The sequence below is a fragment of the Marinobacter sp. CA1 genome (assembly GCF_020546665.1).
Taxonomy (GTDB): domain Bacteria; phylum Pseudomonadota; class Gammaproteobacteria; order Pseudomonadales; family Oleiphilaceae; genus Marinobacter; species Marinobacter xestospongiae.
In genome coordinates this window covers 4,239,420-4,266,353 of sequence record NZ_CP071785.1, presented here as the reverse complement: position 1 = coordinate 4,266,353, position 26,934 = coordinate 4,239,420, and the positions used below count along the sequence as shown (strand labels likewise).

Here is a 26,934-nt window from a genome sequence, read left to right as displayed (position 1 = left end):
CGATAGGACGCCGTTGCCGGGATCGGTCGGCGCCTTCCTGGAGGGCCTCCAGGAGTGTTCGGAGGGGTCTCCGGAACACAGTGCTACTGTATAGTAAGTGACCATTCATCAACAATACGTAGGGGCACTGATTCTACGTAAATTTTTATTGCAGAATGCATGTAAGTGTGTCCCGTTGAGGGGCAGAATTGCAGGCTGTGACCTTCCTGTTTGTGGTGCCATTGCCTATGGTTATAGAGAGCCCCACTCCAACCTCGTCTCAACCTAGGAGGTCGCGTTTCATGCGCTCACTGAAAGTATCCGATGTGATGTGGAACCATATCGAGCCGATCCGTTGCAGTACTCCCCTGGCCAAGGTGGTCAAGGCGTTGCTCAGTAACCATGTGTCCGGACTGCCGGTGGTGGACGATCACCGCAAAGTGATCGGGTTTGTGTCCGAGCAGGACTGCATTCATGCCCTGCTGGTCAGCAGTTACCACTGCGAGGGTGAACCCATCGTCAATGATGTGATGTTTCATGCCCCGGTCACGGTGACCCCGGAAATGGCGGTGGTGGACCTGGCCCAGAACCTGGGGGCCGGCAAGCCCAAAGTCTATCCGGTGGTGGACCATGACCGTCTGGTGGGCATCGTCACCCGCAGTGCGATCCTGGCGGAACTGGCAAAACTGGGCTGCGGCCTGGAGACGGGCCGTTTCGCCGAGGCGGACTGACAGCCGGCTGAGTTGGTAGTTACACGTATCATCCTGATTGGAGGACTCTGGTAGAACATAGCGTCCTATTCAATCAGAGGTTCCCTATGTCCCAAACTGCCCATCTCGGTGGCCGACGCCGCAACCTGGTGTTCGCGTTTGTGATGTCGGGGTTGATGTCACTGCTGATGTCGGCCGTGGTGACCCTGATCAATACCGGCCTGGATGCCGGTTTCCCGCAGCGCTGGTTGCATGCCTTCATCGTGGCCTGGGCCGTCGCCTTCCCGTTGGTGTCGGTAATCGCCCCGCTGGCCCACCGCATCACCGACGCGGTGATGGCCCGCCTAACCAAACCCCCACAGTAGCCCGAAGTCCATGGACGGCATCACATCGGGTTCCACCTGGGCGCGAATGTTGTAGTCCAGTTCCTGGCAGTGACGCTGGAAGGCGCCCAGATAGCGGTCACCCTGGGCGCTGATGATGGCCTGGGCGCGATGGCCGCTGGCGACCTGGGGCCGGTGGGTGACCACCGCCACTTCGTTGTTGGCCAGTCGTACCAGGCAACCCGGTGGGTAGGGCGTCAGGGCCGCCAGCAGGGCCTGGCACAGCCGTGGCCGGGCACTCAGACTGCCGGCTTCCCGCAGCGATTTGCGGGCGTCGCCGATGGACAGGCGGGGACGGTAGCCGCGCCGGGTGATCAGTGCCACGTACAGTTCCGCGTACGACAGCAGTTCCGCTTCCGGCAGCAGGTCGCCGCCTTCCAGCCCCCGGGGATAGCCGGCGCCGTCCGCCCGCTCATGATGCTGACGCACAATGTCGAGCAACAGGCTGTTGTCGATACCGGCCTGGCTGAGGGCCTGGGCGCCGCGTTCCGGGTGGCGGTGGATGATGTCGCGTTGGTCATCGCTCAGGGTTCTTGGTGACGCATTGAGCCGGTCGAGGATGGGGTGCAGGGCGATGTTGGCGGTCAGCGCCGCTGCGACCAGGATACTGGCGCGGTTGTTGTCCAGGCCGAGTTGGTCCGCCGCCATCTGGCAGACAATGGCGTGAAACAGGGTGTGCTCGAAGGCGGTGGGTTCCACCGAGTACAGGTGCACCAGTGCCAGGCACGGGTCGGGGGCTTCCTGACAGCTGCGCTGCACCAGCCGGGTGAGACCGAGCAGGCGCTTGAAGGCACTGGCCTCGCCGGCGGTAATGGCGTTGAGGGTGGCTTCCAGGGTGTTCAGCAGTACCGGGTAATCATAAAAGGGGTTGCGGTCGCGGACATCCTCAGTGGCTTCCGGCGTCTCCTTTTTCTCCGGCATACGGGGGTGGAACAGACCCTGTTCGAACAGCTGCTCCAGTTGGGCGTTGCTGTGGATCACGTAGCCCTGGGTCAGCAGCACCCGGCCGTGGGCATCGTACACCGTCCAGGGCAGCGGTTTGCCGACCACCAGTGCACCGGGGGCGACACGGACAAGATTGGTCACAACGTTCCTTTCCCTTGTGATGAGGTTCCCACCGGGTAACGCAAATTATTGTAATGTAGTTGAAAGCTACTCTACCGGATCTGTGGGGGGACGGACAGGGCGCACGCTGGCAGAAACTTGAACAAATGTCATATTTTGTCGGCGGGGGATTTCCAGTCTGGCCCTTTCGGATATGCTGTGGTTTGGCCCATTGATCATTGCGGTACACGGACAGTTCCCAATAACAACACCAACATGGACTCCTGGCATGTACTCCCGGCTTCGCAGTAACTTCCGCCTCTCCATCATCACCCTGCTGGGTGCCAGTGCGGTGCTTGGAATCACCCCATTTGCCCTCTATCGGTTCTGGCAGGGCACCATCCTGGCGGGGCTGATCGATCTCAGTATCCTGGTCAGCATCTGTGGCGCGGTGGTGTACGCCTGGCGTACCAGTGACACCTACCGGTCTGGCTTCTTCCTGGCCATTGTCGCCTGTGGCGGCGGTGTTGCGGTGGCAACGGTGCAGGGGGAAGTGGGGTTGTTCTGGCTCTATCCCTCGCTGATTACCAGCTTTTTCCTGACGGTGGCGCCGGTGGCGGTGCTGATCAACCTGGCGGCGGTGATGGCGCTGATCATCCATGGCGCGGCGTTCTCATCCCAGGAGCAGATGTGGTCGTTCGTGACTACTGCCGTCGTGGTGAGTTGCTGTGCCTACGTGTTTGCCCTGCGCAACGAAAACCAGCGTGCCCGGCTGGAGCAGTTGGCCACCCTCGACCCCCTGACCGGTATCAAGAACCGTCGCTCCATGGACCGGGAGCTGACCGCGGCGGTGGCCAGCCATCGCCGTAACGGTCTGTCCTATGCCCTGACGTTGCTGGATCTGGATCATTTCAAGCGTATCAACGACCAGTTTGGTCACAGTGTTGGCGACGAAGTGCTGGTGGAGTTTGTCAGCCTGCTGGAGCGGCACACCCGCAAGAGCGATCAGCTCTTTCGCTACGGTGGTGAGGAGTTTGTACTGCTGTTGCCCGGGGTGGACGAATCCGGCCTGCAGGCGGTGATGAACCATCTCCAGCACAGCCTGCGACGTTCCCTGAAGAGCCCGGCGGGGCCGGTCACGGCCTCCATCGGCATCGCCCTGCTGCGGGAGGGAGACGACGCCGCCAGCTGGCTGGCCCGGGCCGATGAGGCGCTCTATCAGGCCAAGGCCGCCGGCCGTGACCGCATCATCTACGCGGAAGCACTGGCGCCGGTTACCGTTGCTGGCTGATCGTCGGCCTGTTCCGGCGTAAACAGAAACAGTCGGCTCATCAGCAGCACCGAGGCTGAGGTCAGGCCTGCGGTGAGCCCGATCCAGAAACCGGCGGCCCCCATCGCCGGTACCAGCCAGTCGGTAAACGTCAGCACATACCCCAGTGGCAGGCTCACGCCCCAGAAAGAGAACAGCATGATCAGCATCGGGATGCGGGTGTCCTTGTAGCCTCGCAGGGCACTGATGCAGGTAACCTGGATGACGTCGACGATCTGGAACAGCGCCGCCCACAGCAACAGCGCGATGGTGACCGCCTGAACCTCCGGGTCACTGGTGTAGAGCTGGGCGATCAATCCCGATCCAAGCCAGAGTCCGCTGGCAAACACCAGCGCGATGGCGCCGGCCAGCAGCAGCGAGCTGCGGGAGATCAGCCGGGCGGTGTCCGGAGCCCTGGCGCCCACCAGGAAGCTGACCCGCAGGGTCAGTGCCATGCCCAGGCTCAGTGGCACCATGAACATCAGCGAGGTGACGTTGAGTGCAATCTGATGGCCGGCCACCACCACCGGTCCAAGCGGAGCCAGGAACAGCGCGATCACCGAAAAGATGCTGGCCTCGACAAAGATGGTGAAGCCGATGGGTACCCCGATCGCAAGGATGTAGCGGATCTGGGCACCATCCGGCCGGCACCGGCTGGCCAGCAGGTGAAAGCGGCGATAGGCCGCGCTGCGGTTGAGATAGATCACCAGGGCCAGCGCGGCAATGCCGTTGGCAATGGCGGTGGCCCAACCACAGCCAACCCCGCCCATGGCCGGCAGTCCCAGCTTGCCGTAGATGAAAATGTAGTTCAGCGGCAGGTTGCACAGCGTGCCCAGCAGCGAGAACACCATGATCACCTTGGTGTGGCCGAGGCCATCGGTCAGTCCCCGCAGAGCGACAATCAGGAACAGCGCCGGCACGCCCCAGATAAAGGCATCCAGATAGCCCTGGGTGATACCGGCGGTGGTGCTTTCCAGTTCCAGCATCGCCAGGATTGGTCGCACGTTGGCCAACGCCACCATCATCAGCACCGCACCGACCGCGGCAATGTACAGCCCCTGCCAGGTGGTGGGCATGATGCGATGATTGTCGCCCGCGCCCCGGTAACCTGAAATGATCGGTTGCAGTGCTCCCAGCAGCCCCATGAAGAACAGGAACAGGGGCATCCACAGACTGCTGCCAATGCCCACGGCAGCCAGATCCTCGGCGCTGGCGTGTCCGGCCATCACGGTATCGATGGCGCCATTGGCCATCTGCGCCAGTTGCGCCACCAGAATCGGCGCGCCCAGGCGGATCAGCGTGCCCCACTCCGACAGCGTGCGCTGAACCAGCGGCTGGCGGCTGGCGGGGAGAGGTTGATGGGTGTCGTCCAGGGTCTGCACGGCGAAGGTTCCAGGTCTTAGTGTTTGAGGGGCGCGGTCCGGTGTCACGGCGACGGATCAGGGTGACATCCGCGGTGATGGGTCGGCGCCCCGGGGAAGACCGTCCATGATAGCTCGTGGCGCCTACTTAGTGCATAAGGGAAGATGCTTGTGGATAATAACCGGCTCGTCACAGAGCGGACACGCTGTTGTCATCAACCCGTGATCCCGGATGCGCAGATGGGCGTATGCAGGGAGAATGGTCGTCACTAACGGAATTCGACATGCTGAGCCCAGAAGCGCAAGCGGTGCAGGCCGCCCTCATCGAGCAGGGCCTGGAAACGCCCCTCAACGAAAACGTACTGACCCGGGATCAGAAGGTGACACGCATCACCGAGCTGATGGCGGAGGTGGTCGCCACCCTGGGTCTGGATCTCAACGATGACAGCCTCCATGACACCCCGCAGCGCATTGCGCGGATGTACGTGGACGAAGTGTTCGCCGGCCTGGACTACCACCAGTTTCCCAAGATCTCCCAGATCGACAACAAGATGGGGGTGGATGAGATGATCCGGGTGCGGGACATCGCGGTGCTGAGTACCTGTGAGCATCACTTTGTCACCATTGATGGCCTGGCACGGGTGGCGTACCTGCCCCGGAACAGGGTGATCGGCCTGTCCAAGATCAACCGCATCGTGCGTTTCTTTGCCCGGCGGCCCCAGGTTCAGGAGCGGCTGACTCACCAGATTCTGGTGGCATTGCAGACGTTGCTGGATGTGGACGACGTTGCGGTGCAGATCCAGGCGACCCATTACTGCGTCAAGGCGCGGGGGGTGATGGACGTCAGTTCCGAGACCGAGACCCTGGCCCTGGGCGGGGTGTTCAAGAGCGATCGCGATCGCCGTCGGGAGTTTCTCGCTGGCTGATGCCCCGGGTGTGAGCAACTGACAGTGTGGTAAAGTGCGCTTCCTTTTCGCAGGCAACCGGAGGGTTGCCGCTATCCGGTCGGGGAGTTGCGTGGTATGGCACTGCTGGTTGTTGTCACGGTCCTGTGGGCGTTTTCGTTCAGTCTGATTGGTGAGTTCCTCGCCGGCCGGGTGGACAGCGATTTTGCCGTGCTGACCCGGGTTCTTCTGGGCGGGCTGGTGTTCCTGCCGTTGCTGCGCTGGCGCGGTATTCCGGCGGGGCTGCAGCTGGGCACCCTGGCCGTGGGCGCGCTGCAGTTCGGGATCACCTACCTGTGCCTGTATCGTTCCTTTGCCTACCTCTCCGTGCCTGAGGTCTTGCTGTTCACCATCTTCACGCCGCTCTATGTCACCCTGATCGACGATGCCTTCTATCGCCGGTTTACCCCGATGGCGCTGGTGGCGGCGGCGATTGCCACCGTGGGCGCCGGTATCATCCGCTACGATGGCCTGAGTGAGGACTTCATTGCCGGTTTCCTGCTGCTGCAGTTGGCTAATGCCACCTTCGCTGCCGGCCAGGTGGGCTATAAACACCTGATGCGGCACTACGCCGGCGTGGCCAATCCCCGGCACACCTTCGGCTACTTCTTCCTCGGCGCCCTGCTGGTGGCGCTGCCTTCCTTCCTGATCTTCGGTCAGGCCGACAAACTGCCTTCCACCGGGCTGCAGTGGGGCATCCTGGCCTGGCTGGGTCTGGTTGCGTCCGGTCTCGGATTCTTCCTGTGGAACCGGGGCGCCTGCGAGGTGGACGCCGGCACCCTGGCGATCATGAACAACGCCCTGGTACCCGCCGGTCTGCTGGTGAACCTGCTGATCTGGAACCGGGATGCGGATCTGCTGCGGCTGGTCGTCGGTGGCAGCGTAATCCTGCTGTCGCTGTGGGTAAACGCCCGGTTCCGTCCCAACCGCCTGCAGACCGCCTGATTCGGCGGGGTGTGGCTGCGGTCCGGGTTGATCTTTCACACTTTTTAACCATCTTTATTCTAAGGTCTTAAGAATCGGCCTTGGCGTATTTGGTAAACTCGCCTTGATAAAAATCAATTCCTTGCGAGGAAGTTGGCTCTTGGCAGCCAACCAGCGTGGAGACGCCCAGAATGCGTAAGAACCTGCCGGTGACCCAGCAAGAAGTCCGGATGAGAGAGGGGGGGCGGCTGATCACCACCACCGACCTGAAAGGGGGCATCACCTACTGCAACGACGAGTTTGTCGAGATCAGCGGATTCTCACGCGAGGAGCTGGTGGGCCAGGCCCACAACATTATTCGTCACCCTGACATGCCCCAGGGCGTGTTCAAGGGTATGTGGGATACCCTGAAAGCGGGGCGACCCTGGCTGGGTATCGTCAAGAATCGCGCCAAGAACGGCGATCACTACTGGGTCAGCGCCTATGTCACGCCGATCTGGGACGGCAAGACTATGGTGGGCTTTGAGTCGGTCCGCACCGCTCCCAGCCGGGAGCAGGTGGCACGGGCTGAGAAACTCTATCGCCGGCTGTCCGCTGGCCGTCACAGTGATCACCGTGGCCGGGTTGCATCGATTGTCCGTTCCGGCTGGCCGCTGCTGGTCTCGCTGGCGGCTTCCCTGGTGGCGCTGGGGCTGGATCACAGTGGCCTGGCGCTGGCGCTGATCGTCGCCGGGCACCTGGTGGCCGGCGGACTGCTGACCCAGTCGCTGTCCAGTCGCCTGCGGCGGTTGATCGATCTGCGACCGGATGCCTTCAAGGACCCGGTGGTGGCCAAGACCTACACCGATGAAGACGGCCTTTTCGCCCAGTTGGCGATGGTGCTGATGAGCGAGGAGGCCCGTATCCGCACCGTGCTTGCGCGGATCGAGGACCACTCCGATCTGTTGCTGGAAAAGGCCCGCTACAGCCATCGGCTGATCAGTGAGGGCGCCGATTCCATCGCCCTGCAGCGCGCCGAGACCGATCAGACCGCCTCTGCGATCAATGAGATGACTGTGTCGATCCAGGAGGTGGCCGAGAGCGTGTCCAGCAACGCCCGGGATGCCGAGGAAGCCAATCGTTCGGCGTCTTCCGGCAGCGAACTCAGTGCCCAGGCGCTGGCGGCGATTGAACAGCTGGTTGGTCAAGTGAATGCCATTGGTGGTGCCATTGGCAAGCTGGGGGAATCCACCGAGAGCATCGGTGAGGCAACCCGGCTGATTTCTGACATCGCCGAGCAGACCAATCTGCTGGCCCTCAACGCGGCCATTGAAGCCGCCCGCGCCGGCGAGCAGGGCCGGGGATTCGCGGTGGTGGCCGACGAGGTACGGTCGCTGGCAGCGAGAACCCGGGAGTCCACGGTCAGCATCCAGAACATCATCGACGATTTCCGCGAGCAGGTGAGCCAGGCGGTGCAGGCCACCCGGGAAGGCGAGAGTATTGCGGGTGTCGGCCTGGAGAAGGTGCAGTCCGCAGAGCAGTCGCTGCAGGCCATTGTGTCGGCCATTGGCCGGATCTCCGACAGCTTCATCAGCATGTCGGCCGCCTTTGAGCAGCAGAGTCAGGTGTCTGATGAAATCAACCAACAGGTGGTGAGCATTGCCGAACTGGCGGACAACAGCACCGAGAAGGCGGATTCCGCCAAGACCTACAGTGAGGAACTGAGCAATATGTCGGTGGGTCTCAAGGATCTGGTGGCGCGCTTCATCACCCGCAACTGAGCCCGCCCGCCATGCTTGCGAAGGGGGAGCGAGCGGCCCGCCGGGTACGAATTGGCGGGCATTGGCCTGGTTGACTGGCATCCTGTGTGGGGGACTGGCAGAATTTCGCTCCAATTGCCGTTTGCAACGGTACCCCGGGTCAGCCCTGGCGTGCGGTGGCGGCAAGCCATAATTGATATTAATAAGCTAGCTTATACACACAGGATAACAATATGACTGACTCCAACATGGCGTCGGACGGATCGGCCAAGCGTGGCCTCTGGTCGTCCCGACTCGCCTTTATCCTCGCTGCCACCGGTTCGGCGGTCGGCCTGGGTAACGTCTGGAAGTTCCCCTACATCACCGGCGAGAATGGCGGTGGCGCCTTCGTGCTGGTTTATCTGCTCTGTATCGCGGTGATCGGCATTCCCATCATGATGGCGGAAGTCTTTATCGGTCGCAGTGGTCGCCACAATCCGGTGGCCAGTATGCGTCTGGTGGCCGAGCGTAACCTGCGCTCACCGTTGTGGCGGGTGTCGGCCATCATCGGTGTGCTGGCGGCATTCATTATCCTGTCGTTCTATTCGGTGATCGGTGGCTGGGCGGCGTCCTACATCACGCACGCCGCAAGCGGTGACTTCACCGGCCAGAGCGCTGAGGTGGTCAACCAGATCTTCGGCGATCTGCTGGCCAGCCCGGGGCAGCTGCTGATGTGGCATTCACTGTTCATGGCGCTGGTGATCCTGGTGGTTGCCCAGGGCCTGAAATCCGGCCTGGAGCGTGCGGTCAATATCCTGATGCCGGCACTGTTCGCGCTGCTGCTGCTGGCCGTAGGCTACGCCACCACCACCGGCCACTTCATGGAGGCGGTGAGCTTCCTGTTCAGACCCAACTTCGGCGCCCTAACGGTTGATGGGATACTGATCGCCCTGGGTCACGCCTTCTTCACCCTGAGCCTGGGTATGGCAATCATGATGGCGTACGGCTCCTATCTGGGGCGCGACATCTCCATCGGCAAGACCGCGGTGACGGTGTCGGTGATGGATACCGGTGTTGCGCTGCTGGCGGGTCTGGCGATCTTCCCGGTGGTGTTCGCCAACGGCCTGGAAGCCGGCGCCGGTCCCGGTCTGATCTTCCAGACCCTGCCGCTGGCCTTCGGTCAGATGCCGATGGGTACCTTCTTCGGCACCCTGTTCTTCGTACTGCTGGTGTTTGCTGCCTGGACCTCCGCCATCTCCCTGCTGGAGCCGGTGGTGGAATGGTTTGAGGAGAAGACTGTGGTGAGCCGCGGTGGCAGTGCCATCATCGTCGGGATTGCCTGCTGGTTGCTGGGGATCGCCTCGATCCTGTCCCTCAACCTGTGGTCAGACGTGACCCCGCTGGCGATGTTCGAGCGCTTCGAAGGCAAGACCATCTTTGATCTGCTCGACTACTTCACCGCCAACATCATGCTGCCGCTGTCCGGTCTGCTGACGGCTGTGTTTGTTGGCTGGTTCGTGGCCAAGGAAAGCCTGCAGCAGGACATCAACCTGTCCAACAGCGCGTTCGGCCTGTGGCTGAACCTGCTGCGTTTCGTCACCCCGGTCGCGGTGGTGATCGTGTTTGTCTACAACCTGATGAGTTGAAGACCTGTGCCACGACCGGCCATCCGGTCGTGGCACGCCTCTCCCTGAATTGGTTGCTACTCCATCTCCGTTGCCCGGCGGAGGGTGTCCCGATGGGGACGCACGGCGGCAATATCGCCTTTGGGCGCACTTTCCAGCATTTTTCTCACCGCCATCATCTGCTCCACCGATGCTCGTATCTGGGCTTTCTGGGCGTCGCTGAGGTTGGGGTTGTTCTCCAGCTGTGACAGCATCGCCGACGGGTCTGCCGGCATCTGGTTCATCTGCTCGGCCACCTCGAGCGCCATCCAGGCGCGGAAGACCCGGTCGCCAACCCGCCCCCATTCCGGTACATCGTCAAAGCCGTGATCTTCCACCACGTCTTCCAGCAGGCCGTAGGAGGGGTGGTCGGTGACCTTGGCCAGGGTGCTGCTGAACAGGTGCTCAAAGTTCGGCAGTTCGTTGCCATTGGGTCGGGCCTGGCGTTCCAGCTCCTGGTCGAGTTCGGCGAACTCTTCCTCCATGGCGTTGATTTGCTCCATGACGTCGATGAAACGACGAACCTGGTCGTCGGACAGGCTGTCGGCGAGGGCAGTCCCGGACAGGGACCAGGTCAGAGCCAGCAACAGGCTCAGGGCGAGTGTTTGTAAGGGGGACATTTCTTTCTCCAGGCAGTGTGAGGATAGACCGGTGTTCCGGCCCGCTATCGTTCCCCCATATTGCCACCACCAGGACAGTGCCTCCACTCGGATAGCGCGACCCCCAGATAGCGCCACCACCCGGGTGCGGCAAGCGGTTCGCGACGCCCGGCTCAGCTGGCTGGGCGCTGATTCGGCTGCAACCAGGCGGCGGGGACGGATGCCCGCAGATGCTGGAGAAAGGCGCGCTGGCGTCGGGCCAGCTGGCCGTGGGGGTAGATCAGCCAGATCGGCAGCGAAGGACCCTGCCATTCCGGCAGGCAGGGCACCATGGTGCCCGGGTGGCTGCGCAGGCGTCGGGCGGTGAGCCAGTGGGGCAGCAACCCCAGCCCACGGCCGCGGGCAATGGCGTCGCCCTGTAGAGTGAACTGGTCCACCCGCAGGCAGGACACCGGCGGGTTGAGGGGGTAAAGACCCTCGCGGGGATGCTGGAGCACCAGGCCGTCATTGCTGTCCCCCAGCAGGTCCACCCAGTCGTAGTGGATCAGTTCCCGGGGATGCTCGGGGTGGCCATGGCGCGCCAGATAGTCTGGCTGGGCGTACAGGCCCTGGCTCAGGGTACCGATGGGCTCCTGGCGCAGGCCGATGTCATCCAGCTGGCCAAGCCACAGGCAGGGGCCATCGATGGTGTCGGCGCAGGGGCGGGCCACCTGGGTGTGGATCACCACCCGCACGCCACGGTGCCGGGCCATGAAGGTCTCCACCAGGTCGGGGAACCAGCCCCGGGTGAAGGCGCCGTGACAGCGCAGCACCAGGTCGCCGCGGATTTCCTCCTGCAATTCATCCAGCGCGCTGCGGCCCTGCCGAGCAAGCTGCAGAATGTCGTCGCAGTAGCGGTAGAACAGTCGTCCGGCTTCAGTGGCACTGAGACGGTTGGATTCCCGTCGCAGCAGAGCCTGGCCCAGCTGTTTTTCCAGCTGACGGATGCGCCGGCTGAGGGTGGACTTGGGCAGGTTGAGATCGCGGGCGCTGGCGGTGAGGCTGCCAGACTGGATCACAGTGGCGAAGGCCTCCAGTTCCTTGAGGTCGAACATGGGGTGTTCCGGTATTTGCAACAGATCGTGCCAGTTTATCACCTGCCTGAATTTAACGCGAACCATTATCATTCGCCTTTTTTAACGCAGGAGAGTGTCATGGTTGCGGATAGCCTGAAGCGCGCAGTGGCCCTGAATCGGGCCGGTTGGATCGGAATGGCACTGGTATCGGGACCGGTGCTGGCCGCTGACCCGGTGGCTCTGAATGAGCTGGTGGTGACTGCCGCCGGCTACGAGCAGGAGGCGACCAAGGCGCCGGCCTCTATCAGCGTCATCGACCGGGAAACCCTCGACAAGGGCGCCTATCAGGACGTCACCGACGTGCTCCGGGACGTGCCCGGTGTGGTGGTTCTGGGGGGCGGTTCCGGCGACGGTGGCAGCGACATCACCATGCGTGGACTGCCGGCCAGCTACACCCTGATTCTGGTGGATGGCCGCCGGCTGTCCAGTCGCGAGAGCCGGCCCAATGGCAGCGCCGGCTTCGAGCAGGACTGGCTGCCGCCGGTGGAAGCCATTGAGCGGGTGGAAGTGGTGCGTGGCCCCATGTCGACCCTGTACGGCTCCGATGCCATTGGCGGCGTGATCAACATCATCACCCGCAAGGTGCCGGATGCCTGGGCCGGCAGTGTCCAGATGGAAACCATCATCCAGGAAGATCAGGCGTCCGGTAACGTCCAGCAGGCCAACTTCAGCATTGGCGGGCCTCTGGTGGACGACCTGCTGGGGCTGCAGATCTACGGCCGTCAGCACAGTCGGGAGGAGGATGAGATCATCGGTGGCTTCGAGGAGAAGGAACTGCAGAGCATCACCACCCGCCTGGCACTGACCCCGAACCCGGATCACGATGTGATCCTGGAAGCCGGCGTGACTGACCAGCGGCGGCGATCTTTTGTCGGCGTGTCCGGCCAGGCCGACGGTTGCCGCGGTGGCTGTACCGACTCCGACAACAAGCACCAGCGCCAGCACTACGCCCTGTCCCACACCGGGCGCTGGCAGCTGGGCACCTCCGACACCTTAGTGCAGCGGGAGACCACGGAGAACCGCAGCCGCGAAATGGAAATCACCAACACCGTCGCCAAGAGCAGCCTGGTGACCGTGCTGGGGGATCACATCGTTACCGTGGGCGCCAGCTACGAGGAAGAGTCGCTGGACGACCGCACCTCCAACCGCATTTCCGACCGCACCCGGGTGGATGGCTCCAAGTGGGCGCTGTTCGCCGAGGACGAGTGGATGCTCAGTGACAGCCTGTCGCTGACGGGGGGCGCCCGGCTCGATGATGACGAGAACTACGGCAGCCACGTCAGCCCCCGTCTTTACGCGGTGTGGCAGCTGTCGCCATCGGTCACCGTCAAGGGTGGGGTCTCCACCGGTTTCCGTTCCCCCAACCTGCGGGAGATTACCCCGGACTGGGGGCAGATCAGCCGTGGTGGCAACATCTATGGCAACCCGGATCTGGAGCCGGAAACCTCCCTCAACAAGGAGGTCGGCCTGCATTACCGTGGCGCCACTGGTGTGGCCGCCGGCCTGACCCTGTTCCACACTGATTTCGAGGACAAGATCACCCGGGTGGCGTGCCCTATCAGCATCTGCACCGACGGTCCCAACCAGTTCGGCTCCGACCCCACCTACCGGGTCAACGTTGATGAAGCCATCACCCGCGGTGTGGAGATGAATCTGTCGACGCCGCTGGGGCAGTCCCTGGCGCTCTCCACCAGCTACACCTATACCGATTCCGAGCAGAAGTCCGGAGCCTACGATGGTCAGCCGCTGGTGCAGGTGCCAGAGCACCTGGTGAGCCTCGGGCTGGACTGGCAGGCCAGCGACCGTCTGGCGCCGTGGTTGAAGGTGCGCTACCGCGGTGAAGAAAGCCAGCCGGTGACCGGACCTTCCAGCCGTTCCGTCGTGGCGCCGTCCAACACCCTGGTGGATGCCGGTATGGTCTACGACCTGACCGAGCGCACCCAACTCAAGGCCGGCGTCTACAACCTGATGGACAAGGAAATCCGCGACGACGAATACGGCTATCACGCCGATGGCCGCCGCTACTGGCTGGCCCTGAACGTCGGCTTCTAAAGGCGCGCTTCCGGGCCTGGCAATTGGCAGAGCCGGGTCCAGAAGCTCATGTCGGCGGAACCCTCATCAATCAGCGCCAGATACCGTTGGGTCTCCGGTTCACTAAGCCATTGCTGGCAGATGGCTTCCGCCAGTGCCTGAGTGCGGGCCAGCGTGACGTCGGCGTAGAGGCCGTCTGCACCCCGCAGCAACCAGTGGCCCAGCAAGCCGTCGCGATGCAGGAAGAACCCTTGCTCCGCGGCCTGGGCCCGCGCCAGCAGCTGCGCTTCGGTGATGCCGGGACGCAGCCTGAACAGCGCAAACTCCATGCCCTGAAACGTTTCAAAACCGGATTTGATCAACACGATGGACTCCTTCTGTGAGTGAAGTGTCCAGTCTGATGGAGGCCTCCTGACACCCCTGTGTCAGAGCCGCTTCAGATAATCGTCAAGGCTGACGTGCTCCGGGCTCGCCAGGGTTGCCGGTGTCAGCTGCAGAATCCGGTCCACCCGAAAGTCCCGGTAGTCCTGCCGCAGTCCGCACCAGCTGCCCAGGGTCCACTTGTTTCCCCAGTAGAACAGCCCCAGAGGCCGGATCGGACGTTGGCTGATGTCGCCATTCAGTGCCTGGTAATGCATCGCCAGTGCGGTGCCCTGGCTGATGGCCTGATGCAGCGTCTCCCAGTAGGGTGGTGGGGTGGCCTTGGGGGTTGCCGGTGCCTGTACGGTGCGGGGCGCCCGGGCATGCTCGCTGGCGAGGGTGGCGGGCAGGGCGGCTTCGATCTTGCTCTGCAGTGATCGGGCGCTGGCGGCCAACTGGCCGCTGGTGCGTGAGGTGGCCAGGTTAACGGCCAGCACCAGCGCCTCCAGCTCGCCGCCGGTCAGTTGCAGCGGGGGTAGCTCAAACCCTGGCGTCAGCCGGTAGCCCACTCCGGCTTCGCCGTACACCGGTACTCCGGACACCGACAGGTCGTCGATGTAGCGGTACACCGTGCGTTCGGACACCGCCAGCCGCTGGGCCAGGGCCCGGGCGGTAATGGGCTGATGGGCCCGTAACAGGTTGGTGAGCTGGAACAGTCGATCGGATTTGCGCATGGCACCTTCCTGGTGTTGAGCGGTTGGGGCGTCCCTGCCCCAGGTACTGGGGTCAGCCGAAGTTGCGTTTTACCAGCTTTTGCAGCTCACCGACCAGGCCGCCGCGAAATGCCAGCACGCAGATAACGAAGATGGCTCCCATAATGATGTGAATGTAGTTGCCCAGCTCGCCGCCGGACAGGTAGTTCTGCATGGTGACGATGGCGCCGGCGCCCAGCAGCGGGCCGAACACCGTACCGACACCGCCCACCAGGGTCATCAGCACCACCTCGCCGGACATGTGCCAGTGCACATCGGTGAGAGAGGCAAGCTGGAACACCAGGCTCTTGGTAGCGCCGGCCAGCCCCGCCAGGGCGGCAGAAATCATGAACGCCACCCACTTGTAGTCGTTGACGTTATAACCCAGAGACACCGCCCGGGGCTCGTTCTCGCGGATGGCCTTGAGCACCTGACCAAACGGCGAGTGGATGGTGCGGTTGATCAGCCAGAAGCCGAACAGGAATACCGCCAGTACAAAATAGTACATGGTGAGGTTGTCGGACAGGTCGATCAGGCCGAACAGTTCACCGCGGGGGATGCCCTGCATGCCGTCTTCGCCGCCGGTGAATGGCGCCTGCAGGTAAACGAAGAAGATCAGTTGCGCCAGCGCCAGGGTTACCATGGCGAAGTAGATGCCTTCGCGTTTCACCGCCAGCTTGCCGTAAAGCGCGCCCAGCAGGCCAGCGGCGGCGGTACCCAGCAGAATGGCCAGCTCCGGGGTCAGGTTGGCGTTCATCATCAGCCAGCCGGTGATGTAACCGCCAGTGCCCAGGAAGGCGGCGTGACCAAAGGACAACAGACCAACGTAACCCAGCAGCAGGTTAAAGGCGCAGGCAAACAGCGCGAAGCACAGGATCTTCGCCAGAAACACCGGATAGAGCACAAAAGGCGCCACCAGGGCGACCAGCAACAGGGCGATGTGGAGTTTCGACAGTTTCATCGTGAGTTACCTTCTCTCTTATTGTTGTGGCTGATGCCGCCGGTTCAGGCTTCCTTGCCGAACAGGCCAGAGGGTTTCAGCAGCAGCACGATGACCATCACCAGGAAGATGACGGTGGTGGACGCTTCCGGGTACAGGTATTTGGTCAGCCCTTCAATCACCCCCATCGCGAGACCGGTGAGGATGGCGCCGCCGATCGAGCCCATGCCGCCGATCACCACAATGGCGAACACCACGATCAGCAGGTTGGAGCCCATTTCCGGGGACACTGAATACACCGGTGCGGCCATGACACCGGCAAAGCCGGCCAGGGCAACCCCGAAACCGAAGGTCAGGGTGACGATCAGTGGCACGTTGATGCCAAAGGCCTGCATCAGCTGGGGGTTTTCGGTACCGGCCCGCAGGTAGGCGCCCAGTTTGGTTTTCTCGACCAGCCACCAGGTCAGCCCGCACACCACCAGCGAGGCAACGATGATCCAGGCGCGGTAGTTCGGCAGGTACATGAAGGGAAGTCGGGTGCCGCCCTTGAGCTCCTCCGGAATGGCGTAGGCCAGCCCTGAGGAACCATAGACGTGGGTGAAGATGCCCTGCAGCATCAGCGCCACGCCGAAGGTCAGCAGCAGGCTGTAGAGGTGATCTTCATGGGCAATCGGCCGCACCAGGAAGCGCTCCATCAGAATGCCGATAAAGCCCACCACCAGCGGCACCACCACCAGTGCCACCCAGTAGTTCATGCCAAAGTAACTCAGCGCCATCCAGGCGAAGAAGGCCCCCAGCATGTACATCGCGCCCTGGGCGAAGTTGATGATCTTCAGCAGCCCGAAGATGATCGCCAGCCCAAGGCTGAGCAGCGCGTAGAAGGAGCCGTTGATCAGCCCCACCAGCAGCTGCCCGAACAGTCCGAACAGGTTGATTCCAAGAAACGTCATCATAGCCTTTGCTTGCTCTTGCCAGTCACTGTCGACGGCCCGCCGGCACCGGGGTGTGGCGGGCCGATGGGGCGCTTAGTCGGCGAAGTTGCATTCCGGCAGCATCGGCGCAAAGGCCTGGTCACCCGGAATCACGCTCAGCACATTGAGGATGTCGTCGTTGTCGCGGCGCTGGTCGGCGGGCTTGATCTCGGCGTAGTACATGTCGTGGACCATGCGGCCGTCGGCGCGCAGGTAGGCGTTGCGGGCGAAGAAATCGTCAGGCTTGAGCTCCCGCATCTTGGCCATCACCGCGTCGGAGTCGTCGGTGCCGGCGGCTTCCACCGCGCGGAAGTAATGCATCGCCATGGAGTAGGCGCCGGCGTGGCCCATGGCCGGGATGCTGCCATGACGTTCCTTGAAGCGGTTGCTCCAGGCCCGGGTTTCATCGTCGTAGTCCCAGTAGAACCCGGTGGTCAGGCGCATACCGGCGGCGGTGTCCGGGTCCATGGCCTGGGCGGCGGGAGTGAACACCAGCAGGCCGGCCACATCGACCATCTCGGTCAGCCCGAACTCGGTGGCGGCCTTGAGTGAGTTGACGGTGTCGGCACCGGCGTTGGCCAGGGCCACCACGTCAGCACCGGAGGCCTGGGCCTGCAGCACGTAGGAAGAGAAGTCGGTAGTGGCCAGCGGCGCGCGCACCACACCCACCACTTCACCGCCGTTGTTCTCAATCACCTCGGTGGCAACGGATTCCAGGGCATGGCCGAAGGCGTAGTCGGCGGTGATGAAGAACCATTTATTCTTGCCGGAATCCACCATTGGTTTAACGGTACCGTTGGCCAGTGCTGCCACGTTGTAGGTCCAGTGAACGTTGTAGGGCGAGCAGGAGGCGGTGGTGAAGGCGTTGGATGCGGCGGTAGAGATCATCGCGATCTTCTTGGCATCGGTCAGTACCTTGGTGGCGGCGCCGGTCACCGCTGAGGAGACCAGGCCACCGACGGCGTCGACCTGCTCATCCTCGACCCATTTGCGGACAATGGCGGAGCCGACGTCGGCCTTGAGCTGGTCATCGGCACTGACGATCTCGATCGGGGCGCCGAGCACTTCGCCGCCAAAGTCTTCCGCGGCCATTTCCAGGGCCGTCACACAGCCAGGGCCACAAAGGTCAGAGTAGACACCGCCCATGTCGGCGAGCACGCCGATCTTGATCTTGTCATCCGATACGTTGGCGACAGCGGCGGTGGAGGTGGCAGCGGCGACAGCCACAGCGACCAGGGTCTTGGTGAACCGGTTCATGTTGTTTCTCCAATTGAGCAAGTTGTTGTTGTTTCTCAGGTATGGTGGCCGGAAATACCGGCTCAGACACCCAGGTAGGTGTTCAGTAAGGATTCTTTTTCCGCGAGTTCGTGGGCCTGGACTTCCTCCACCACATGGCCGTGTTCCATCACGTAATGACGGTCGGCGATGGGGGCGGCAAAACGGAAGTTCTGCTCCACCAGCAGGATGGTCAGCCCCCGCTCTTTCAGGGCGATCAGCACGTCCCCCAGCTTCTGCACGATCACCGGCGCCAGACCTTCGGTGATTTCATCCAGCAGCAGAATGTTGGCGCCGGTCCGCAGGATGCGGGCCAGTGCCAGCATCTGCTGCTCGCCGCCGGACAGTCGGGTGCCTTGGCTGAAGCGACGCTCGTACAGGTTGGGGAACATCTCGAACAGTTCCTCCACACTCATGCCGTCGGAACGGACGGTGGGGGGCAGCATCAGGTTTTCCAGCACATTGAGGCTGGAGAAAATGCCGCGCTCCTCGGGGCAGAAGCCCAAGCCCAGGTGGGCAATGCGGTGGGCCGGCATGTCGATGGTTTCGGTGCCATTGACGGTGATGGAGCCGGTCCGGCGTCCCACCATGTTCATGATGGCCCGCAGGGTTGTGCTGCGGCCGGCGCCGTTGCGTCCCAGCAGGGTCACCAGCTCGCCCTGGCTCAGGTGCAGGTCGATGCCGTGGAGGATGTGGGACTCGCCGTAGAAGGCATGGACATCCGCCAGACGAAGTTTCTCTCGATGGGTGCTCACGCCGTCTCCTCCTGCTGCGCATTGGCCTCGGCCGCGGCGGCGGTGCCCATGTAGGCTTCCTGCACCCGCGGGTCGGTGGACACGGTGGCGTAATCGCCTTCAGTGAGAATGGCGCCGCGCTGCAATACGGTGATGCGGTCGGCCAGCTTGGACACCACGTGGAGGTTGTGCTCCACCATCAGGATGGTGCGGCCGGCGGACACCTGCTTGATCAGGTCCGCGACCCGGCCGACGTCTTCGTGGCCCATGCCCTGGGTGGGCTCGTCCAGCAGCATCAACTCCGGGTCCAGGGCCAGCGTGGTGGCAATCTCCAGTGCCCGCTTGCGGCCGTAGGAGAGGTCCATGGTGCGGGCATCGGCAAAGCTCTCCAGCCCGACCGAGGTCAGCAGCTCCATCGCCCGGTCGTTGAGGCGGTCGAGAATGCGTTGCGGTCGCCAGAAGTGAAAGCTGTTGCCCTCCTTGCGTTGCAGCGCCACGCGCACATTCTCCAGCACGGTGAGCTGGGGAAAGACCGCGGAGATCTGAAACGACCGTACCACCCCGGCCCTGGCGATGGCGGCCGGTTTCATCGGTGTGATGTCCTGGCCATTGAACAGGATGCGGCCGGAGGTGGGGCTGAGAAATTTTGTGAGCAGGTTGAAGACGGTGGTCTTGCCGGCGCCATTGGGGCCAATCAGCGCATGGATGTGCCCCCGGTTCACCTTCAGATTGACGTCATCGACGGCGGTAAATCCCTTGAACGCTTTCACAAGGTTCCGGGATTCGAGAACATAGTCTGCACTCATTTGAGAATCCAAGTTCGTTTGTTGTTGTTGTATTGAGTTCCTGGCGACCTGTTGCGAGCCGGTGGTGCTGCAGTTTGCAGACTATCCGGCATGCCCTGGTCTACAGGTGCTTACGTTAACGTAAGGTTTCCGCCAACGTAGCAACGGGAATCACGCTGACACAAGTACGACTTTGGTCGAAGTCTCTGTTGAGAAAAGCGACAAAAGCTTGTGTTGCCGAGGGTTGGGGCGTGTTGTATTGGATGAGCAAGTGAATAGGTCGCAGGAATATGCTTTACGTTTACGTAAATGCCATCTAGCCTGATTGTTAACCATCCAGACAGAAGAGCTATGAGCAAAACCTACTCCATCAGTGAACTGGCAAGCGAATTCGACGTCACCGTGCGCAGCATCCGTTTCTACGAAGACCAGGGCCTGCTGCACCCCGGCCGGCGTGGTCAGACCCGCGTCTACTCCAGCAAGGACCGGGTGCGCCTGAAGTTGATTCTGAGGGGCAAGCGACTGGGTTTCTCCCTGGCCGAGTCCAAGGAACTGTTTGATCTGTGGGACAACACCCATCGGGGCAGTGAGCAGCAGCTCAAGCTGATGTTGGATATCATCGAGAAGAAGCGCGAGGGGCTGCGTCAGCAGCTCAGCGACATTGCCATGGCCAACCTGGAGCTGGACAACGCTGAGGCCCGCTGCCGCAGTGCCCTGGAGGAACTTGAAGCAAATCAGGGGGATATTGTCCGGGACAATTCTCCGGCCTGACATGTTCGCCGCCTGTAGTCGGTCACACCCTGTCGTTGGCCTCACCCTGTAGTTGGTTGCACCCTGTAGTCGGGCAAAGCTTCGTTAACGGTTGCGATTGGCGCGGAAAAAACAGAGTTCGTCGCTGTTCATGCCCTGTTCCTGCACCGCTGTCAGGTACGTTTTGACCCGGGCCCGGTAGCGCAATGAGCGGTTGATCACCAGTCCCTCCCCCTCATTGCCGGGCAGGATGTTGGTCGGGTCCATGAGCGCCTCCAGCGGCATCAGCAGGAGTCCCCACAGCAGGCCATAAAAGCGGTGAACCCGGGTCCGGTACTGGTACTCCGCCAGCAGCGTGTCACCCTCAAAGACCTGGGCCTGGGTGGTTTCCGATTTCATCCAATAGGTTGGAATCAGTCCAAAGGTCCAGCCCGAGATTTCCCCCGCCACAGTCTGGTCGAAGTAATCGTCCTCGGCGTCGGTGGTGACGGTGAAGCGATAGCGACTTTCGGGATGATCGTCACAGAACGGCACCTGCACCTCGCCCAATGGCTGATCGGCCAGATCTCCCCCAATGAAACCGGCACAGCCGGACAGGCTTGCGATCACCAGCAGTGCCAACGGCAGGCATACGTCACGAACGCCGAACATCTTGCGACTCCTTGTCTGAACAACCGCTTACCTTACGGGCCTGACGGGCAATTGGGAATGCCCCGGCGTGGCGCTGGCGGTATTTGAATCACTGGGCGATGAACAGGATCGACGCCGGGTCACCGGTATCCGGGTCCCTGGGTTCCTGTTGCTGCAGTGATCGGAAACCGCTGTCCCGCAGCAGCGTCTGCCAGGAGGGCAGGCTGCGGTAGTACCACGGCGCGGGGTCGCCAAAGCCGGGGCCGGCACCACCCCAGCTGCCCTTGCGCCAGCCATCCTCGTCCGGGTGACTGTGCGGGCCGGGATGCAGGGTCTGGATCACCAAGTGGCCGTCACTATTCAACCAGTTCGGCAGGGCTGCGAGCAGGCGGGCAACCGGGCGGTCTCCCAATAGCGAAAAGTTGCACACCGCGAGGTCAAACCGCTCCTCGGGAGCCTTGGCTGGCAGATCCTCGTAGCTCAGGACCTGATAGCGACCCGGGCCGGCGTCGCGGGCATGCTGGATCAGTGCCGGCATGGCGTCAATGCCAAGGCAGTCGATGCCGTCGTCTGCCAGGGTGCGAGTCAGCCAGCCTTCGCCGCAGCCAACATCAAGCACCTTCGCTGGCGCAAGATCGCGGATGGCTTGCACTATCGCCCGGTTGGTCACCCGCTCGCGGCTGGTGATGCGGTGTTCCCGGATCGCCCGGGCCCAGGGCTCGGCGTTGTCGTGCCAGGCACGGAGGATATCGTCGTCTGGGGTGCTCATAAAGGTCCTTCCTTGCCGGAAAACTGAATCTACCAAAAGCCGCACCGGGCCGAAAGCGCGCCATCTCTCCAGCGGATTGCACAGAAGGGGTTGAAAACTGGTTTGCTTGCGAACTATATTGTTCGTGCGTGAACTAAATAAGTTCGTGATCGCGCTTGCCTCAGTGTTGACCGGAGATGCCATGGACCGCCGTCTTTTTCTGCTGTTAAACCGTGCCCAACACCGGGTGTTTCGCCACGTCGAGCGACTGAGTGACGAACAGTTCGGTGCCTCCGTCAGTCAGCTGGGGGTGCTGCTGGTACTGGCGAATAATCCCGCTGCCCGGCTGACCGAGGTGGCCAGGGAACTGGGGCTCAAGAAGCCAGCAGTGACCGGCCTGGTCAACCGTATGGAGGCCGCGGGCCTGATCGCCCGTGAGCCGTGTCCGGAGGACGGTCGGGTGTCGCGGTTGCTGCTGACCGAGCAGGGGCGTGCCCGCGCCGCGATGATTCCGCCGTTCATTACCGAACTGAACGAACAGATGATGGCGGGCTTCAGCGATGATGAGATCGATGTGGTGCTGAAATTTCTCAATGCATTGCTGACCCGCTTCTGATGGCCCAAGGCCAGGAGGTAGAAATGAGCTATCTGACCCAGACACTGCAGACCGAGGCCGGTCACCAGATTGTGGCCCGAGTGTTTCCGCCGGCAACGGACAGCCGGGCCGTGGTGATTGTCGCCAGCGCCACCGGTGTGGCCCAGAGTCACTACGAAGACTTCGCCCATTGGCTGGCTGAACAGGGCTACACCGCCGTCACCTTTGACTACGACGGTATTGGTTTGTCGATCGATGGCCATGTCCGCAACAGCCGTGCCACCATGCTGAGCTGGGCACGCTACGACTGCCCCGCGGTGCTGGATTTTGTTGAAGCGCGGTTTCCCGGCCAGCGCCGTGTCTGGATTGGTCACAGCGTTGGCGGTCACCTGTTGGGCATGATGGACAGCACCGATCGCATCGATCAGGCAATTACGGTGGCCGCCGGTACCGGCTATTGGTGGCATAACTCGCCGCCCACCAAGCGCATCGCGTGGCTGTTGTGGTACGGCCTGGTGCCGACCGTGGTGCCGCTGGCAGGCTACTTTCCGGGGCGCAGGCTCAACATCATGTGTGACCTGCCGAAGGGCGTGATGATGCAGTGGCGGAAATGGTGCCTGCATCCGCAATACGCGGTTGGTGTGGAGGGCGAGGTGCTGGAGCGTCGGTTTGCCAGTGTGCAGACGCCGATCACTGCGCTCGCCTTCAGCGATGACGAAATGATGTCTGCCCGCAACATCGAAACCCTGCATGGCTTCTTCACCGCCGCACCGAAGAAGATGCTCACCGTGCGGCCAGACGACATCGGCTGTCGCCGCATCGGCCACATCGGCTGGCACAAGGCCCGTTACCGGGCCCTGTGGGAGCAGGTGTTCAGAGATGAGTTGGCGGCCTGACTCGCCGTAGCGGCAGGCCTCTCCGGATCAGCGCATCAGCTCGGTTGCCCGTTTGAGCAGGGGCTGAGCCTGTCGGGTGCGGTTGCGGGCAAGCAGGGCGTCTGCCCGTGACAGATAGGCATCCGCCAGCGTCTTCTCGGTTTCGACAATGATGTCGAAGCCCTCGGGGAGCTTGGGCTTGAGGGACTGGACGTCGTCATAGACGGTGTCCAGGTCGCGACTGCTGCGGGCGGCCTTAATGGTTTTGCCCCATTGCTCAAACCGCTGCGCGTAAAAGATGCGAGCTGCATCGGCGGGGAAAGGCAGGCCTTGCTCACCGGCCTCCACACGCTCTCGGTAGCGATTGAGGGCGTAGACGGCATCTTCAAGCGCGGCCAGCTTGGCCAGGTTGTCCTGCACTTCCGGTACGTCCTGGAAGAAACGGTTGCCAGTGGCGAGCAGATGAGACTGGGTCTCGGCGTCGTTGGACTCAAGCGCCGTTGCAGTCTGGCGGTTGAAACTCTTGCTGGCCTCTTCAGACGGTAGCGGCAGCGTGCCGCCCAGGAACTCAAGGTTGGAGGCCAGTTGCTCCAGGTTCTGCGCATCCTCGGTGGTTTTGAAGTCGCCCTGGTTCAGGCTGGACAGCAGCTCCTCGGCAATGGCCTGCTGCAGGGTGGCCTGACGGCGCTCAATGCGATCCTGAACCTGCAGTAGTTGCTGGTCGCGGGGGAACAGCTTGGCGGCTTCGCCCGCAATCTCGAGCGCCTTGGGAGTATCTGGCAGCCCGGTGGTCTCCGACGGTTCCAGGGCTCGATCCATGCGGTCAAGGTAATGGCGCATCAGATCCGGTTGCCGCAGCTTCAACAATCCAGCCCGCTCGATGTCGGGTAAGTCGGTGATTGCTGCAAGCAGTTGCCTTGGCGGCAGTTCGCGTACTTCGTCCAACTGTTCGGTGGCCGATTCCAGCTGGCGAATCTGGTTGGCGGCTTCCACCGACTCGGCGGAGTTGAGCTGCCAGCTGATAATGGCCGCGGTGATTGCCGCGGCGGTAGCGGTGGTCTGTCCGATGGTGGCCCAGGGGATGGGAGTCAGGGCTTTGTCCAGTTGCTTGAGTGACAGGGCTTTTTCGTCACCAAGCAGTTGTCGTTTTACGGTCAGCCACAGTTTGATGGGCATGTTGCCGGGGCGGCTCAGCTTGGTGGCCCGACGTTCTTCCAAGGTCAGCGGTTTGCGATCGAACGGGTGCCTGGAGCTGAGCAGCTCGTAGAGAATACATGCCAGTGCATAGAGATCGCCGCGGGTGGACGGCTCGCCGCCTTCTGCCAGCTCGGGCAGGGCGTACGCCGGGGTGTAGCCGTAAATCGACGTTTCGTCGTGTGCCGGATTCAGGAAGTCTTCGTGCAGTGGGTCGGTCAGGGCCCGGGAGACGCCGAAATCCAGTAGTTTGACCTGGCCATTCTTGGTGAAAAAGATGTTGGATGGTTTCAGGTCGGCATGGATCACATCGTGCTGATGGGAGTACCTCAGTGCCGACATGATCTGCTCGAGAATGGCTCTGGCGCCAGCCCATTTCAGCCCGTTGGGGCGTGAACGCTGGATCACCCGGGATAGCGACTCACCTTCCAGCAGCTCCATCACCATGAACCAGGTCTCGCCGTCCTGCTCCAGATCCTGCACCCGTACGATGTTGGGATGGGAGAGCCGGCGGGTCTTGGCGGTTTCGCGGGCAAGCAGGCCAAGGGAGGCGGTTTCCTTGGCGGTCTCGGGTTTGAGGATCTTCAGGGCAACGTTACAATCGGTTGCGCCGGCCCGTTCCAGGTGGGTATCGACCGCGCGATAGACATCGCTCATGCCGCCGGAGGCAATCAGTGCCTCGATGCGGTAGCGATCATTGAGGACTTCGCCGAGCCATTTGTGCTTTGCTGCCGTGGTCATGGCCGTTATCCCCCGACCAGTACGGTCGGGTTGCCAACCACGATCTTGCCGCCATGGGCGGTTGAATCGCCCAGTCGGGCGACTGGCAGGCCATTGGCGAATACCGTGGCTGAGCCCTGGACAATGACGTCGGGCGGGCCAACGCACACCAGCTTGTCGGTCAGTCTCGCGATGGGGAGTCCACCCACGAACACATTGGGTGATGCAGCAAGGGTCGGGCCACCTACGTGTGGAACCGGACCGTTGAATGCAGGACAGGCGTGAAAAGCGCCCAGGTAAGCAGCAGGCTTGCCCATGGAATCAGTCCCTGATTGATCAATCTCCGTTAACGCACAGGATGATCGGCTATTCCGGGCAGAGGGTCAACCCTGGCACGTGAGCGGCTTCGCAGAACCGGTGGGTGCGGGTTTCACATAAATTGACACTCTTGCAAAAATTGAATAGCCTCGCTGTCTCTTATCTTTAGACCTTGGATGTCCCTTACATTCCAGTTGCCATCAAGCAAGTTGCCATGGATTGGTTGGTTTGCCCGTTCTGTTCCCTGCGAACGGCAAGCCACGCTCAGAGGGAAGGACGAAATCGATGCAGCTAGAGCTTTCCATATCCAGCTATCAGCGTTTGTCGCCCAGCGTTACCGGCAGCCATCGCGTCGGCGTGGGGCAAACGGTGGTTGTGGGGCGTGCGCCCGAGTGTGACTGGCATCTGCCGGACCCCAACAAAATCCTGTCTTCGCGGCACGCCGAAATCCGCAGCGAAGGCGGTACGTTCTCCATTGTGGATACGTCCACCAATGGCGTGTTCATCAACGACTCCCAATCCCCGATAGGCAAGGGCAACGCCGCCGCAATCAGTGACGGTGACCGACTGCGTCTGGGTGATTTCGAAATATGTGCGACAGTTCACGCTTCGGGAGATTCGTCGCCGGCGCCGGCGCCTCAGGTTGAGCCCACCCCCGACCCCGCTCCGATTCCCGAGCCTATTGGCGTGACCACCCCATCGGCGATCCCGGAGCCTGCTGCTACCAGTCAGCCAGTAGAGGATTTCCCCGATGTGCTGGCGGCAGGTCTGGGGGAAAGAATGATGGCGGATACCCACGTGCCGATGCCGGAACCGTCGATTCCCGGTGGCTGGAGCTGGGATCAGGAGCCAGCACCGGAGGCGTCGCAACCGGCGGCAACGACAACGGCCCGGCCGGCACCAGGGCGTGCGCCAACCAGCGAGGCTCCGCCACGACAAACCGCTGAGCCGGATGCGCTGGAAGCCCTTTGGGATGGTCTTGGGATCAGCCCGGAGCGGGCGTCTGGTATGGGGACCGAGTTTTATCGGGAACTGGGTGGTCTGACCCGAGCCCTGCTGGATCGATTGCTGGACATGATCCATGCCCGGGCACGTCAGAAGCAGCAACTGCGGGTGGCTCAGACCCTGTTCCAGAGAAGTGAGAACAACCCTCTCAAGTTCTCGGCGACACCCCAGGATGCGCTGGACAGCTTGCTGCTGCGTCCGCATGCTGCAAACCTGAAGGCGCAGCAGGCGGTGAATAACGCCTTTGACGATATCATGTCCCACGAGCGGGCCCTGATGAAGGGGATTGAGGCGGTGGTGGCTGATATTCTGGCCGAAACGCCCGGCGCGTCCGGAGCCGAAGGTCGTGGCCTGTTCTCACACCGTAAAACGTTGGAAACAATTCGGCGTCATCGTGCGTGGCAACTGGAGGCCTACGGTGACGGCGACAGGATGCTCAGAAGTGATGTCTTCATCGAAGCCTATGAACGGGAAGTGGATCAGAAAGACGGGAGTCCCTAG

At 62.2% G+C, this 26,934-nt stretch carries 27 protein-coding genes; 12 read left to right on the top strand and 15 right to left on the bottom strand.

Annotated elements, in window-relative coordinates; all coding sequences use genetic code 11:
* The first annotated feature begins 281 nt into the window (after nucleotides 1–281).
* Nucleotides 282–710 carry a CBS domain-containing protein gene (locus J2887_RS19575; RefSeq protein WP_227172803.1) on the top strand — a complete coding sequence of 143 codons (429 nt, stop codon included), beginning with the start codon at nucleotides 282–284 and terminating at the stop codon, nucleotides 708–710.
* A gap of 86 nt (nucleotides 711–796) precedes the next feature.
* Nucleotides 797–1,054 carry a DUF2798 domain-containing protein gene (locus J2887_RS19570; protein ID WP_227172802.1) on the top strand — a complete coding sequence of 86 codons (258 nt, stop codon included), beginning with the start codon at nucleotides 797–799 and terminating at the stop codon, nucleotides 1,052–1,054.
* Here the strand turns inward: J2887_RS19570 and J2887_RS19565 are convergent.
* Entirely contained in the window at nucleotides 1,034–2,158 is a 1,125-nt protein-coding gene (locus tag J2887_RS19565) for an HD-GYP domain-containing protein (protein WP_227172801.1), read from the bottom strand. The genes J2887_RS19570 and J2887_RS19565 overlap by 21 nt on opposite strands.
* A gap of 247 nt (nucleotides 2,159–2,405) precedes the next feature.
* On the opposite strand from J2887_RS19565, the gene J2887_RS19560 reads away from it, so the two are divergent.
* Nucleotides 2,406–3,407: a sensor domain-containing diguanylate cyclase gene (locus tag J2887_RS19560; protein ID WP_227172800.1), complete on the top strand. Its 1,002-nt coding sequence runs from the start codon at nucleotides 2,406–2,408 to the stop codon at nucleotides 3,405–3,407.
* Here the strand turns inward: J2887_RS19560 and J2887_RS19555 are convergent.
* A complete protein-coding gene (locus J2887_RS19555) occupies nucleotides 3,368–4,798 on the bottom strand; it encodes an MATE family efflux transporter (protein ID WP_227176177.1) in 1,431 nt (476 codons plus the stop codon). The two genes, J2887_RS19560 and J2887_RS19555, sit on opposite strands and share 40 nt — an antisense overlap.
* A gap of 272 nt (nucleotides 4,799–5,070) precedes the next feature.
* Between J2887_RS19555 and folE the strand changes: the two genes are divergently transcribed.
* From folE to J2887_RS19535, 4 genes are all read left to right on the top strand, one after another.
* Nucleotides 5,071–5,712, top strand: coding sequence for a GTP cyclohydrolase I FolE (folE, locus tag J2887_RS19550; RefSeq protein WP_227172799.1), 642 nt, complete (start codon nucleotides 5,071–5,073; stop codon nucleotides 5,710–5,712).
* A gap of 96 nt (nucleotides 5,713–5,808) precedes the next feature.
* Nucleotides 5,809–6,675 (top strand): carboxylate/amino acid/amine transporter, encoded by an 867-nt coding sequence (locus J2887_RS19545; RefSeq protein WP_227172798.1) that lies wholly within the window; start codon nucleotides 5,809–5,811, stop codon nucleotides 6,673–6,675.
* Nucleotides 6,676–6,845: 170 nt separating this feature from the next.
* Nucleotides 6,846–8,414 (top strand): PAS domain-containing methyl-accepting chemotaxis protein, encoded by a 1,569-nt coding sequence (locus tag J2887_RS19540; RefSeq protein ID WP_227172797.1) that lies wholly within the window; start codon nucleotides 6,846–6,848, stop codon nucleotides 8,412–8,414.
* A gap of 212 nt (nucleotides 8,415–8,626) precedes the next feature.
* Nucleotides 8,627–10,018: a sodium-dependent transporter gene (locus tag J2887_RS19535; protein ID WP_227172796.1), complete on the top strand. Its 1,392-nt coding sequence runs from the start codon at nucleotides 8,627–8,629 to the stop codon at nucleotides 10,016–10,018.
* 56 nt (nucleotides 10,019–10,074) lie between these two features.
* Here the strand turns inward: J2887_RS19535 and J2887_RS19530 are convergent, their stop codons facing one another.
* A complete protein-coding gene (locus tag J2887_RS19530; protein WP_227172795.1) occupies nucleotides 10,075–10,656 on the bottom strand; it encodes a hypothetical protein in 582 nt (193 codons plus the stop codon).
* 152 nt (nucleotides 10,657–10,808) lie between these two features.
* Nucleotides 10,809–11,729: a LysR family transcriptional regulator gene (locus J2887_RS19525; RefSeq protein WP_227172794.1), complete on the bottom strand. Its 921-nt coding sequence runs from the start codon at nucleotides 11,727–11,729 to the stop codon at nucleotides 10,809–10,811.
* Between the two features lie 99 nt (nucleotides 11,730–11,828).
* Here J2887_RS19525 and J2887_RS19520 point away from each other — a divergent pair, with 99 nt between their 5' ends.
* On the top strand, nucleotides 11,829–13,802 hold the full coding sequence (locus tag J2887_RS19520) for a ligand-gated channel protein (protein WP_227172793.1): 1,974 nt from the start codon (nucleotides 11,829–11,831) through the stop codon (nucleotides 13,800–13,802).
* Here the strand turns inward: J2887_RS19520 and J2887_RS19515 are convergent.
* From J2887_RS19515 to J2887_RS19485, 7 genes are all read right to left on the bottom strand, one after another.
* The gene (locus J2887_RS19515; protein WP_227172792.1) at nucleotides 13,799–14,146 is read right to left on the bottom strand and encodes a hypothetical protein; all 348 of its coding nucleotides are present in this window, start codon (nucleotides 14,144–14,146) and stop codon (nucleotides 13,799–13,801) included. The genes J2887_RS19520 and J2887_RS19515 overlap by 4 nt on opposite strands.
* 60 nt (nucleotides 14,147–14,206) lie before the next feature.
* Nucleotides 14,207–14,875, bottom strand: coding sequence for a helix-turn-helix transcriptional regulator (locus J2887_RS19510; RefSeq protein WP_227172791.1), 669 nt, complete (start codon nucleotides 14,873–14,875; stop codon nucleotides 14,207–14,209).
* Between the two features lie 52 nt (nucleotides 14,876–14,927).
* Nucleotides 14,928–15,854: a branched-chain amino acid ABC transporter permease gene (locus J2887_RS19505; RefSeq protein ID WP_227172790.1), complete on the bottom strand. Its 927-nt coding sequence runs from the start codon at nucleotides 15,852–15,854 to the stop codon at nucleotides 14,928–14,930.
* Nucleotides 15,855–15,898: 44 nt separating this feature from the next.
* Nucleotides 15,899–16,786 carry a branched-chain amino acid ABC transporter permease gene (locus J2887_RS19500; protein ID WP_227172789.1) on the bottom strand — a complete coding sequence of 296 codons (888 nt, stop codon included), beginning with the start codon at nucleotides 16,784–16,786 and terminating at the stop codon, nucleotides 15,899–15,901.
* A gap of 72 nt (nucleotides 16,787–16,858) precedes the next feature.
* Nucleotides 16,859–18,061, bottom strand: a complete 1,203-nt coding sequence (locus J2887_RS19495) for an ABC transporter substrate-binding protein (RefSeq protein ID WP_227172788.1) — start codon at nucleotides 18,059–18,061, stop codon at nucleotides 16,859–16,861.
* A 62-nt stretch (nucleotides 18,062–18,123) separates the two neighbouring features.
* The gene (locus J2887_RS19490; RefSeq protein ID WP_227172787.1) at nucleotides 18,124–18,834 is read right to left on the bottom strand and encodes an ABC transporter ATP-binding protein; all 711 of its coding nucleotides are present in this window, start codon (nucleotides 18,832–18,834) and stop codon (nucleotides 18,124–18,126) included.
* Nucleotides 18,831–19,619: an ABC transporter ATP-binding protein gene (locus tag J2887_RS19485; RefSeq protein ID WP_227172786.1), complete on the bottom strand. Its 789-nt coding sequence runs from the start codon at nucleotides 19,617–19,619 to the stop codon at nucleotides 18,831–18,833. Before J2887_RS19485 ends, J2887_RS19490 begins: the two co-directional genes overlap by 4 nt.
* Nucleotides 19,620–19,949: 330 nt before the next feature.
* Here J2887_RS19485 and J2887_RS19480 point away from each other — a divergent pair, with 330 nt between their 5' ends.
* The gene (locus J2887_RS19480) at nucleotides 19,950–20,369 is read left to right on the top strand and encodes a MerR family transcriptional regulator (protein ID WP_227172785.1); all 420 of its coding nucleotides are present in this window, start codon (nucleotides 19,950–19,952) and stop codon (nucleotides 20,367–20,369) included.
* Between the two features lie 84 nt (nucleotides 20,370–20,453).
* On the opposite strand, the gene J2887_RS19475 is transcribed toward J2887_RS19480, so the two are convergent.
* A complete protein-coding gene (locus J2887_RS19475; RefSeq protein ID WP_227172784.1) occupies nucleotides 20,454–20,999 on the bottom strand; it encodes a hypothetical protein in 546 nt (181 codons plus the stop codon).
* A gap of 88 nt (nucleotides 21,000–21,087) precedes the next feature.
* Nucleotides 21,088–21,747 (bottom strand): class I SAM-dependent methyltransferase, encoded by a 660-nt coding sequence (locus tag J2887_RS19470; RefSeq protein WP_227172783.1) that lies wholly within the window; start codon nucleotides 21,745–21,747, stop codon nucleotides 21,088–21,090.
* A gap of 181 nt (nucleotides 21,748–21,928) precedes the next feature.
* Between J2887_RS19470 and J2887_RS19465 the strand changes: the two genes are divergently transcribed.
* Together J2887_RS19465 and J2887_RS19460 are read left to right on the top strand one after the other, a co-directional pair.
* Nucleotides 21,929–22,342, top strand: a complete 414-nt coding sequence (locus tag J2887_RS19465; protein ID WP_227172782.1) for a MarR family winged helix-turn-helix transcriptional regulator — start codon at nucleotides 21,929–21,931, stop codon at nucleotides 22,340–22,342.
* Between the two features lie 23 nt (nucleotides 22,343–22,365).
* Nucleotides 22,366–23,217, top strand: coding sequence for an alpha/beta fold hydrolase (locus J2887_RS19460; RefSeq protein ID WP_227172781.1), 852 nt, complete (start codon nucleotides 22,366–22,368; stop codon nucleotides 23,215–23,217).
* Nucleotides 23,218–23,244: 27 nt separating this feature from the next.
* On the opposite strand, the gene J2887_RS19455 is transcribed toward J2887_RS19460, so the two are convergent.
* Both J2887_RS19455 and J2887_RS19450 read right to left on the bottom strand, forming a co-directional pair.
* Complete coding sequence (locus J2887_RS19455) at nucleotides 23,245–25,131, bottom strand: protein kinase domain-containing protein (protein ID WP_227172780.1); 1,887 nt, start codon at nucleotides 25,129–25,131, stop codon at nucleotides 23,245–23,247.
* A gap of 5 nt (nucleotides 25,132–25,136) precedes the next feature.
* On the bottom strand, nucleotides 25,137–25,427 hold the full coding sequence (locus J2887_RS19450; protein ID WP_227172779.1) for a PAAR domain-containing protein: 291 nt from the start codon (nucleotides 25,425–25,427) through the stop codon (nucleotides 25,137–25,139).
* 286 nt (nucleotides 25,428–25,713) lie between these two features.
* On the opposite strand from J2887_RS19450, the gene tagH reads away from it, so the two are divergent.
* The gene (tagH, locus tag J2887_RS19445; protein WP_227172778.1) at nucleotides 25,714–26,934 is read left to right on the top strand and encodes a type VI secretion system-associated FHA domain protein TagH; all 1,221 of its coding nucleotides are present in this window, start codon (nucleotides 25,714–25,716) and stop codon (nucleotides 26,932–26,934) included.

What these genes read in the sequence shown, in the direction of transcription:
- J2887_RS19575 (WP_227172803.1), top strand. Translation starts at nt 282, where the DNA reads ATGCGCTCACTGAAAGTATCCGATGTGATGTGGAACCATATCGAGCCG.
- J2887_RS19570 (WP_227172802.1), top strand. Translation starts at nt 797, where the DNA reads ATGTCCCAAACTGCCCATCTCGGTGGCCGACGCCGCAACCTGGTGTTC.
- J2887_RS19560 (WP_227172800.1), top strand. Translation starts at nt 2,406, where the DNA reads ATGTACTCCCGGCTTCGCAGTAACTTCCGCCTCTCCATCATCACCCTG.
- folE (WP_227172799.1), top strand. Translation starts at nt 5,071, where the DNA reads ATGCTGAGCCCAGAAGCGCAAGCGGTGCAGGCCGCCCTCATCGAGCAG.
- J2887_RS19545 (WP_227172798.1), top strand. Translation starts at nt 5,809, where the DNA reads ATGGCACTGCTGGTTGTTGTCACGGTCCTGTGGGCGTTTTCGTTCAGT.
- J2887_RS19540 (WP_227172797.1), top strand. Translation starts at nt 6,846, where the DNA reads ATGCGTAAGAACCTGCCGGTGACCCAGCAAGAAGTCCGGATGAGAGAG.
- J2887_RS19535 (WP_227172796.1), top strand. Translation starts at nt 8,627, where the DNA reads ATGACTGACTCCAACATGGCGTCGGACGGATCGGCCAAGCGTGGCCTC.
- J2887_RS19530 (WP_227172795.1), bottom strand. Translation starts at nt 10,656, where the DNA reads ATGTCCCCCTTACAAACACTCGCCCTGAGCCTGTTGCTGGCTCTGACC.
- J2887_RS19525 (WP_227172794.1), bottom strand. Translation starts at nt 11,729, where the DNA reads ATGTTCGACCTCAAGGAACTGGAGGCCTTCGCCACTGTGATCCAGTCT.
- J2887_RS19520 (WP_227172793.1), top strand. Translation starts at nt 11,829, where the DNA reads ATGGTTGCGGATAGCCTGAAGCGCGCAGTGGCCCTGAATCGGGCCGGT.
- J2887_RS19510 (WP_227172791.1), bottom strand. Translation starts at nt 14,875, where the DNA reads ATGCGCAAATCCGATCGACTGTTCCAGCTCACCAACCTGTTACGGGCC.
- J2887_RS19505 (WP_227172790.1), bottom strand. Translation starts at nt 15,854, where the DNA reads ATGAAACTGTCGAAACTCCACATCGCCCTGTTGCTGGTCGCCCTGGTG.
- J2887_RS19500 (WP_227172789.1), bottom strand. Translation starts at nt 16,786, where the DNA reads ATGATGACGTTTCTTGGAATCAACCTGTTCGGACTGTTCGGGCAGCTG.
- J2887_RS19495 (WP_227172788.1), bottom strand. Translation starts at nt 18,061, where the DNA reads ATGAACCGGTTCACCAAGACCCTGGTCGCTGTGGCTGTCGCCGCTGCC.
- J2887_RS19485 (WP_227172786.1), bottom strand. Translation starts at nt 19,619, where the DNA reads ATGAGTGCAGACTATGTTCTCGAATCCCGGAACCTTGTGAAAGCGTTC.
- J2887_RS19480 (WP_227172785.1), top strand. Translation starts at nt 19,950, where the DNA reads ATGAGCAAAACCTACTCCATCAGTGAACTGGCAAGCGAATTCGACGTC.
- J2887_RS19475 (WP_227172784.1), bottom strand. Translation starts at nt 20,999, where the DNA reads ATGTTCGGCGTTCGTGACGTATGCCTGCCGTTGGCACTGCTGGTGATC.
- J2887_RS19470 (WP_227172783.1), bottom strand. Translation starts at nt 21,747, where the DNA reads ATGAGCACCCCAGACGACGATATCCTCCGTGCCTGGCACGACAACGCC.
- J2887_RS19465 (WP_227172782.1), top strand. Translation starts at nt 21,929, where the DNA reads ATGGACCGCCGTCTTTTTCTGCTGTTAAACCGTGCCCAACACCGGGTG.
- J2887_RS19460 (WP_227172781.1), top strand. Translation starts at nt 22,366, where the DNA reads ATGAGCTATCTGACCCAGACACTGCAGACCGAGGCCGGTCACCAGATT.
- J2887_RS19455 (WP_227172780.1), bottom strand. Translation starts at nt 25,131, where the DNA reads ATGACCACGGCAGCAAAGCACAAATGGCTCGGCGAAGTCCTCAATGAT.
- J2887_RS19450 (WP_227172779.1), bottom strand. Translation starts at nt 25,427, where the DNA reads ATGGGCAAGCCTGCTGCTTACCTGGGCGCTTTTCACGCCTGTCCTGCA.
- tagH (WP_227172778.1), top strand. Translation starts at nt 25,714, where the DNA reads ATGCAGCTAGAGCTTTCCATATCCAGCTATCAGCGTTTGTCGCCCAGC.